Genomic DNA, 8,413 nt, shown 5'->3' on the forward strand with positions numbered 1-8,413 from the left:
GCCGGCGCGGTCGAGATCCTCGCCCACCGGGTGTTGTGGACGCTGCTGCTCATGCTGTTGTTGCTCGCGGTACTGGGCAAGCTCGGCACCTTGCGCGGACTGGGTCTTCGAACGTGGGCGCTGGTCGCGGCCGCGTCGGCGGCGATCGCCGTGAACTGGGGAACCTACATCTACGGCGTGACGTCCGGCCGCGTCGTGGAAACCGCGCTCGGATACTTCATCAACCCACTCGTCAGTGTGCTGTTCGGCGTGCTGTTCTTCCGGGAACGGTTGTACCGAGCGCAGATCGCGGCGTTGCTGCTTGCCACGATCGCGGTCGTCGTCATCACCGTCGACTACGGGCGCCCGCCGATCATCGCGCTTACGTTGGCGCTGTCGTTCGCGTTGTACGGCGTGATCAAGAAGATCGTGCCCCTCGACCCGCGCACTTCTCTCACCGGGGAGGGAGTGGTCGCGGTTCCGTTCGCGCTCGGCTATCTGGTGTTCCTCACGGCGACAGGCACCGGCACATTCCTGACGGAGGGCCCTGGCCACGCGTTTCTGCTCGTCTCGGCCGGTCTCGTCACCGCAGTTCCGTTGCTGTTGTTCGGGGCGGCGGCGCAGCGGGTGCCGCTCGCGACATTAGGAATGCTGCAGTACCTGACGCCGAGCCTGCAAATGGCTTGGGGTGTGCTGGTTCTGCACGAGGCCATGCCCCCGTCGCGATGGATCGGGTTCTCGCTGATCTGGGTGGCGCTCGTCATCTACAGCGCGGATGCGCTGAGGCGGGCTCGTCGCGCGCCGCGCCGCGTGATCGTCGACGACGTAGACGTCGAGCGTTGACCGTCGGGGTTGGGCGCGGTCAGTGCGTCGGATCCGGCCATCCCGGATAGGGCGGCAGGGTGGGGTACGGGGCTGTGAACATTTCGTTGTTCCGTTGAGGTCTGGTTTCGGGCGGGTCGGGAAACTTCGGCGCGCAGGCGAGGTTGTCGTCGAAGCTTCCTGTCGAGAAGGCGTGTCGCGTGATAGTCCAATCGCCGAACATGTCCTCCTGGGGCGCACGTGCGGGACCTTCGGTAATGCGTACTTGTTCGGGGTCTTCTTCGGATGGGGAGGACAGGTCGATGACGAACGGGCTCGGGATTCTCCAGCCGTGATTGGAATACGTTCCGTCTGGAACTTCGGTCATGAGCGAATAGTTCCCCTGGCAGACAATTGCCCTTGCGCCCGTGTCGGTTTCCTCCATCGAAAGAATGTGGGCGTAGAAGGTGCCGACCACAGGAAACGGGTTGAAATTCGACCGGTCGTTGATGTCTCGCCTGGGAGGGTCGTACGAGAGGTTTCGGGTGGCGTCCTCATATCCGGGGTAGCCGGCAGCTGTGGAGTGAGCGAAGCTGGCGATGTAGTAGGACTCCAGGTAGGCACGTACGGCGGTTTCGGGTGAGCCGAAGAGGTCGATGCCGGGTTCGGCGCTCCAACGGTAGTTGTATTGGACGAGATCGGGAAGTGTGTACGGCGCAGGCGCTTCGGGTGGCGCGATCGCCGTGATTCACGGTGCATCCCGAGATGGTGAGTGTAGCGGCGACAAGCGCGATCACGCGTTTGCGAATCGGTCCTGGTGATGACTCTGCGGCAGCAACTAGTCGTATCGCCGACGTCTGATCGCTCGTCACTGGGAACTCGACCATCCGGGGTAGGGCGGCAGGGTCGGGTAAGGGACTGTGAATGTTTCGTTGATACGTTCGGATCTTGTTTCGGGTGGGTCGGGAAACTTGTGCTGGCAGGCGAGGTTGTCGTCGAAGTTTCCCGTCGAGAAGGCGTGTCGCGTGACGGTCCAACCGCCGAACACGTCGTTTTGGGGTGTGCGTTCCGGGCCCTCCGCGTAGCGCGCTGTGTCTGTGATCCCGGCAGATCCTGGCGTGAACTCGATTTGCATTGCGGTCGGTATCCGCACCCCGCGATTGGTGTATGTGCCGTCGCGACGTAGGTCCATCAGGGAATAGTCACCTTCGCAGACAACTGCCTGCATACCGAAGTCGTTCCGTTCGATCGACAGCAGATGTGCATGAAAGGTGCCGACGATGGGAAGTGGGTTGTAATTGGTTCGGTCGTTGATCGCTCGATGACGTGGGGGGTCGTATGCGACGTCCTCTGTGGCGTTCTCGAACCCGGGATAACCCGCCGCGGTTGAGTGCGCGAAACTCGCAATGTAGTAGGACTCGAAATAGGCGCGAACGACCGTTGCGTCAGGGCCGAGCAGGTTGATACCGGACTCCGCGCTCCAGCGATAGTTGTACTGAACCACATCCGGGAGTTGGTAGCGCGCAGATATTTCGGACTCCGATGTATCTTGGCCGGTGCTGCAGCCGGATACGTGGAACGCCGCGGCAGCTGCAACACACGCGATACTGAGTCGGGTTGCGATTCGGGTCATCGATCCACATCCTGCCGAGCATTTTCGAATGCGGAGAAGAAGGCCTCCAGAGGGAGGTCGGCGGCCGTCAGGGCGTCATGCGTTCTCGTGCTGAAGTGGGTCAATTCGGTGTCTGGGCGTTCGCCTTCGATCTCGGTCAACGTTTGCAGCCGACCGTCCTCGGTTGTGTACTCGGTCCACGCCGAGTCTGCGGGAAGGCGCCCACCATTGGCGGCTTGCACGCCGAGCGCCATGTTGTAGTAGGAGGCCGTACGCGATGTGTCAGTCGAAGCATTCGCCGTCATCGATTCGATCCGGTCGGCCGTGCTCAAGTACGCCTCGCGCACGGATGGAGATGCGACGTCGATGCCTGTCGCCAGGAACGGACCCGCCACCGGAACGAACGAAGCCGACCCGTACAGGGCCGCTTTCGCGCTGTCGAACACCAAGCCTCTCCTGTCCAGTGCATCCTCGGCGTCGTTTCGCCGGTTCTCCAGTTCGAGGTCGAGCCCGGCTTCGACCAGGCCAGCCAACCGTCCCGCCCACACTCCGTAGTGGATTCGCGAATCGGTGTTCGTTGCACCGGATGTCGCCCACACCTGCTCCAGCGACGCGACCGACGTCGATGCCTGTGCTGTCAGGTGCCCGGCCGCGTCGACGTCGCTCGACAGCACTGCGTAGAGCAGTGGCGCGTTCCGGAAGCCGAGTGCCCCGTATCCGTGTGTTCCGGTCTCCTCACCGGGAACGCCGACCATGTCGGCCAGATAGGGTGCCACGGCCCGTGCGAGGCCTTGGGTCACAGCGGGATTCAGCTCACCGATCGATTTTCCGTCGGTCCCGGGAACGTCGAGCAGTTCCGCATGGTGGCCGGACAGCAATTGCGAAAGGTCGAAAGCAGTTTCGCCTGCACGCGTGGCGCGTTCCATCGCCCAGGGGTCGTCACCGGTCGCTGTTGCATCGTCCGCAATCCACTCGAACATCCTCGCCACCGCGGGCTCGCCGGAGTCCGACCAATCATGTTGCAGGAGAGGAAGTATCCGATCTTCGCGGCTGTCCGGATCGACCACCATCTCGTGTACGCTCTCCTGGTCACGCCCACCGGCGGCGACCAGATGCTCGAGGAGGCCGTCGAACGTCGTCGATCCGGCGTCCCGCAGTTCGATGGCGCTTCGGGGCCCCGGATCGAGTGCAGCCAACTCACCGACCTGCTCGAGCAGTGCGCGATTGATCGGATTGTCCTGCTGCAACGCCGCGTCACCGACCCCGTACGACTGCGCGAACCGGTCGAGCAGACCCGAGTCCGGAACGGCGGTGAGAAACACCGGGGGATTGCCTACCACGACGCCGGTCGTGGCCGGCTTGTCGAAGAATTCCGCCACCCCTGCCGGCATACCTCCGGAGCCGGTCTCGGGTCCGGAGGCGAGCGCCAAACCGTTCGCCAGGAGCCGCTGCCCTTCCGCGGACCCTTCCATGCTCACCTGCTCGGACAGTTTCACGAATCCGTCGACCCCGAGCGTGCCGTACAACTCCCGCACATAGTCGAGCGTTGCCTGGGACATCACGATGTGTTCCCCACGCGCCAGGGCTTCGAGCTGTTCGGCGGTGGGTTGGATTCCGCGCAGGTCACGCAGCAGATTGTCGATGTCGGCGGCGGTCAAGTGCTCGCCGCCGGTGATCTTCACCGCGAGTTCGCGGGCTTCGAGGCCGGACGTTCCGAGCTGTTCGGGGACGAGTGCGCGCAGGGCATCGAGGGCGTTCCGGACCGCTCGGGCAGCCTCGGCGTCGGCGTCGGTCAGGGCGGTCACCGCTTGGCCGACCCGCCAGCGCCAGTAGTCGACCTCCTGAGGATCCTCGACGGACCCTGCCGCGACCTGCCAGTCGTCGCCGACGGAGGCGCCGGCAGCGTGGGCTGCGGCGACGGTGTCGAGCAGGTGGGTTCTCGCCGCGCCGATGCTTCCCAGTGCGGACCGGTACGCCCCGCCGACGGTCTCCACACCTTCGGCGCACCGGAGCATCCGGCGGCTTTCGAACTCGGCGCGTTCCTCCGCGGCTACCTGCGCATCGCTGACCCAGTAGTCGTGGTCGCGCATCAGCGACACATCGCGATGGACCGAGCGGGCGATGGCGGCGAGCCGCCGCTGCGCTCCGTCGATCGCGTCCGCGGTTCCGCCCAGGTGCTGTGGTTGCCACCTCGCCACGGACGTCTGCGTCGGCGTCACGCGACCTCCCCGGCATTGCGGATGAGGGACGCGAACTCGTCCTCGGCGATCACGTAGCCCTTCGCACCGCCCCCGGCGATGTAGGCCATCTGGTCGATCGGCCCGGCGAGCACGTCGAAGGCCCCCGCCAGCACAGCGACCGCCTCCGCCGAGACCGCGGCGAGCTGCGACCCCTCCAGCGAATGCGGCAGCTGCTCGAGGTCGTACCACGGCCCGGTCCGGTGGGAATTTCCCGCGCGCCGGACCTCGTCCGCGTGGTTCATGAGGGTGGTGGCGAGCGCGGCGAGCCTCTCCGGATCGACCTTCACCGCGACCGCCTGCCGCGGCCCGGAGAACACACGCATGCAGAACAGAACAAGATCACCATCGCCCCCCTGTGGTGTCGGGTTCACCCCGATCGCAGGGTCCCCCGACCCCGACGCAGAGGGCAGCTTACACACGGGTGTGTGACGGTCACCATGCCGGGAACGAAGACCCGCAGCAGGCGCGGTGTGGCTGACCGAACACGTCGCCGTGGAGGCCTACACTCATCGGTGCCCACTGACTTCCGGGAGTGACACGCGTGGCTGACTCGTTCGTTCATCTGCACAACCACACCGAGTACTCGATGCTCGACGGTGCCGCGAAGGTCGGGCCCCTGTTCAAGGAGGCCGAACGGCTCGGGATGACGGCGGTCGGCATGACCGACCACGGAAACATGTACGGCGCGAGCGAGTTCTACAACGCCGCGAAGAAGTTCGGGATCAAGCCGATCATCGGCATCGAGGCGTACATCGCCCCGGAGTCCCGGTTCAACACCAAGCGTGTGCTGTGGGGCGATCCCAGCCAGAAATCCGACGACGTGTCCGGCTCCGGCTCCTACACCCACATGACGATGGTCGCGGAGAACGCGACGGGCCTGCGGAACCTGTTCAAGCTGTCCTCCCTCGCCTCCATCGAGGGTCAGCTCGGCAAGTGGGCCCGCATGGACGAGGAACTCATCGCCGCGCACGCCGAGGGCATCATCGCCACGACGGGCTGCCCGTCCGGTGAGATCCAGACGCGGCTGCGTCTCGGTCACGACCGCGAGGCGCTCGAGGCCGCCGCGAAGTGGCAGGAGATCTGGGGCAAGGACAACTTCTTCCTGGAACTGATGGACCACGGCCTGTCCATCGAGCGGCGCGTCCGCGAGGGCCTGCTCGAGATCGGCCGCAAGCTGGGTATTCCTCCGCTCGCGACGAACGACTGCCACTATGTCACGAAGGATGCCGCCGAGAACCACGAGGCGCTGCTGTGCATCCAGACCGGCAAGACGCTCTCGGATCCGACCCGCTTCAAGTTCGATGGTGACGGCTACTACCTCAAGTCCGCCGAGGAGATGCGTGCCATCTGGGACTCGGAGGTTCCCGGCGCATGCGACAACTCGGTGCTCATCGGCGAACGCGTGCAGTCCTACGACGACGTGTGGAAGCACCGCGATCGCATGCCGATCTTCCCGGTGCCCGAGGGACACACCCAGGAGAGCTTCCTGCGCCACGAGGTGATGCGCGGCCTGGAGCGTAGGTTCCCGGGCGGCCCGCCGGAGGAGTACCTCGCCCGCGCCGACTACGAGATCGGCGTCATCAACGAGATGGGATTCCCCGCCTACTTCCTCGTGGTCGGCGACCTCATCAACCATGCCCGTGAGGTCGGCATCCGGGTCGGCCCGGGCCGTGGTTCGGCCGCCGGTTCTCTTGTCGCCTACGCGATGGGCATCACGAACATCGACCCGATCCCGCACGGTCTGCTGTTCGAGCGGTTCCTCAACCCCGAACGTGTCTCCATGCCCGATATCGATATCGACTTCGACGATCGTCGCCGCGGCGAGATGGTGCGCTACGCGTCGGAGAAGTGGGGCAACGACAAGGTCGCCCAGGTCATCACGTTCGGCACCATCAAGACCAAGGCCGCCATCAAGGACTCGGCGCGCGTGCAGTTCGGTCAGCCCGGCTTCGCGATCGCCGACCAGATCACCAAGGCGCTGCCGCCGCCGATCATGGCGAAGGACATCCCGGTCTCCGGCATCACCGACCCCAATCACGAGCGGTACAAGGAGGCCGCCGAGGTTCGCGCGCTGATCGACTCGAACCCGGACGTGAAGAAGATCTACGAGACCGCGCTCGGCCTCGAGGGACTGATCCGCAACGCCGGCGTGCACGCCTGCGCGGTCATCATGTCGTCCGAGCCGCTGATGGATGCGATCCCGGTGTGGAAACGCGCCCAGGACGGCGCGATCATCACCGGCTGGGACTACCCGTCGTGCGAGGCCATCGGCCTGCTGAAGATGGACTTCCTGGGCCTGCGCAACCTCACGGTGATCGGCGACGCGATCGAGCTGATCAAGGAGAACCGCGGGATCGACATCGACCTCGACACCCTCCCGCTCGAGGACGAACCGACCTACGAACTGCTTGCGCGCGGCGACACGCTAGGCGTGTTCCAGCTCGACGGCAGTGCCATGCGTGACCTGCTGCGACGCATGCAGCCGACCGGCTTCGACGACATCGTCGCCGTCCTCGCGCTGTACCGGCCGGGTCCGATGGGCATGAACGCCCACAACGACTACGCGGACCGCAAGAACAATCGGCAAGAGGTCAAGCCGATCCATCCGGAACTCGAGGAACCGCTGCGCGACATCCTGAAGGACACGTTCGGTCTGATCGTGTACCAGGAGCAGATCATGCAGATCGCGCAGAAGGTCGCCGGGTACAGCCTCGGCCAGGCCGACCTGCTGCGTCGCGCGATGGGTAAGAAGAAGAAGGAGATCCTCGACGAGGCCTACGACGGCTTCGCCGAAGGCATGCGGAACAACGGCTTCTCGCAGCCGGCGATCACTGCGCTGTGGGACACCGTTCTGCCCTTCGCCGGCTACGCGTTCAACAAGTCGCACGCCGCCGGCTACGGTCTCGTGTCCTTCTGGACCGCCTACCTCAAGGCCAACTACCCGGCCGAGTACATGGCCGCGCTGCTCACCTCGGTCGGTGACGACAAGGACAAGGCCGCGCTGTACCTGGCGGACTGCCGCAAGATGGGCATCACCGTGCTGCCGCCGGACGTGAACGCCTCGCGCGTCGACTTCGCCGCGGTCGGCGAGGACATCCGATTCGGTATGGGCGCGGTGCGCAACGTCGGTGCGAACGTCGTCGCGTCGATCATCAAGGCCCGTGAGGAGAAGGGTGCGTTCACCGAATTCTCCGACTATCTCGGCAAGATCGACACGCTGGCCTGCTCGAAGAAGGTCACCGAATCGCTCATCAAGGCCGGCGCGTTCGACTCGCTCGGTCATCCCCGCAAGGGCTTGATGCTCGTCCACGCCGACGCGATCGACGCGGTGATGAGCACCAAGAAAGCCGAGGCCATCGGCCAGTTCGACCTGTTCGGCGGCGCCGACGCCGACGAGTCGGTGACGTCGGTGTTCAACGTGAAGATCCCCGACGAGGAGTGGGACACCAAGCACCGGCTCGCGCTCGAGCGGGAGATGCTCGGCCTGTACGTCTCGGGACACCCCCTCAACGGCATCGAGCACGTGCTCGCCGCGCAGGCGGACACCCAGATCCCGGCAATCCTCGAAGGCGACATCAAGGACGGCACCCAGGTCACCGTCGGCGGCATTCTCGCCTCGGTGAACCGGCGCATCAACAAGAACGGTCTGGCCTGGGCGTCCGCGCAGATCGAGGACCTGTCCGGTGGCATCGAGGTGCTGTTCTTCCCGCAGTCCTACTCGGTGTACGGGATGGACGTCGTCGAGGACTCCGTGGTCCTGGTCAAGGCACGCGTGTCGATC

General features: G+C 65.0%; 6 protein-coding genes. 2 read left to right on the plus strand and 4 right to left on the minus strand.

The genetic code is table 11. From position 1 onward, the window contains the following. Positions 1–822: EamA family transporter RarD (gene rarD, locus I0Q12_RS20775; protein ID WP_197254184.1), on the plus strand; the 822-nt coding region annotated here is incomplete at its 5' end. 19 nt (positions 823–841) lie between these two features. Here the strand turns inward: rarD and I0Q12_RS20780 are convergent. The 4 genes from I0Q12_RS20780 to I0Q12_RS20795 all read right to left on the minus strand — a co-directional run bounded on the left by I0Q12_RS20780 (position 842) and on the right by I0Q12_RS20795 (position 4,955). Next, on the minus strand, positions 842–1,225 hold the full coding sequence (locus I0Q12_RS20780; RefSeq protein WP_197254185.1) for a hypothetical protein: 384 nt from the start codon (positions 1,223–1,225) through the stop codon (positions 842–844). A 423-nt stretch (positions 1,226–1,648) separates the two neighbouring features. Continuing rightward, positions 1,649–2,413 carry a hypothetical protein gene (locus I0Q12_RS20785; RefSeq protein ID WP_197254187.1) on the minus strand — a complete coding sequence of 255 codons (765 nt, stop codon included), beginning with the start codon at positions 2,411–2,413 and terminating at the stop codon, positions 1,649–1,651. Then, on the minus strand, positions 2,410–4,611 hold the full coding sequence (locus tag I0Q12_RS20790; protein WP_197254189.1) for a hypothetical protein: 2,202 nt from the start codon (positions 4,609–4,611) through the stop codon (positions 2,410–2,412). The genes I0Q12_RS20785 and I0Q12_RS20790 overlap by 4 nt, the downstream gene beginning before the upstream one ends. After that, positions 4,608–4,955 (minus strand): hypothetical protein, encoded by a 348-nt coding sequence (locus tag I0Q12_RS20795; RefSeq protein WP_197254191.1) that lies wholly within the window; start codon positions 4,953–4,955, stop codon positions 4,608–4,610. The genes I0Q12_RS20790 and I0Q12_RS20795 overlap by 4 nt, the downstream gene beginning before the upstream one ends. Before the next feature lie 263 nt (positions 4,956–5,218). On the opposite strand from I0Q12_RS20795, the gene dnaE reads away from it, so the two are divergent. Next, positions 5,219–8,413, plus strand: a 3,195-nt coding sequence (dnaE, locus tag I0Q12_RS20800; RefSeq protein ID WP_231611121.1) for a DNA polymerase III subunit alpha, incomplete at its 3' end; no start/stop codon positions are given.

Source organism: Rhodococcus sp. CX, assembly GCF_015865005.1.
Lineage (GTDB): Bacteria > Actinomycetota > Actinomycetes > Mycobacteriales > Mycobacteriaceae > Rhodococcus.

What these genes read in the sequence shown, in the direction of transcription:
- I0Q12_RS20780 (WP_197254185.1), bottom strand. Translation starts at nt 1,225, where the DNA reads ATGGAGGAAACCGACACGGGCGCAAGGGCAATTGTCTGCCAGGGGAAC.
- I0Q12_RS20785 (WP_197254187.1), bottom strand. Translation starts at nt 2,413, where the DNA reads ATGACCCGAATCGCAACCCGACTCAGTATCGCGTGTGTTGCAGCTGCC.
- I0Q12_RS20795 (WP_197254191.1), bottom strand. Translation starts at nt 4,955, where the DNA reads ATGCGTGTGTTCTCCGGGCCGCGGCAGGCGGTCGCGGTGAAGGTCGAT.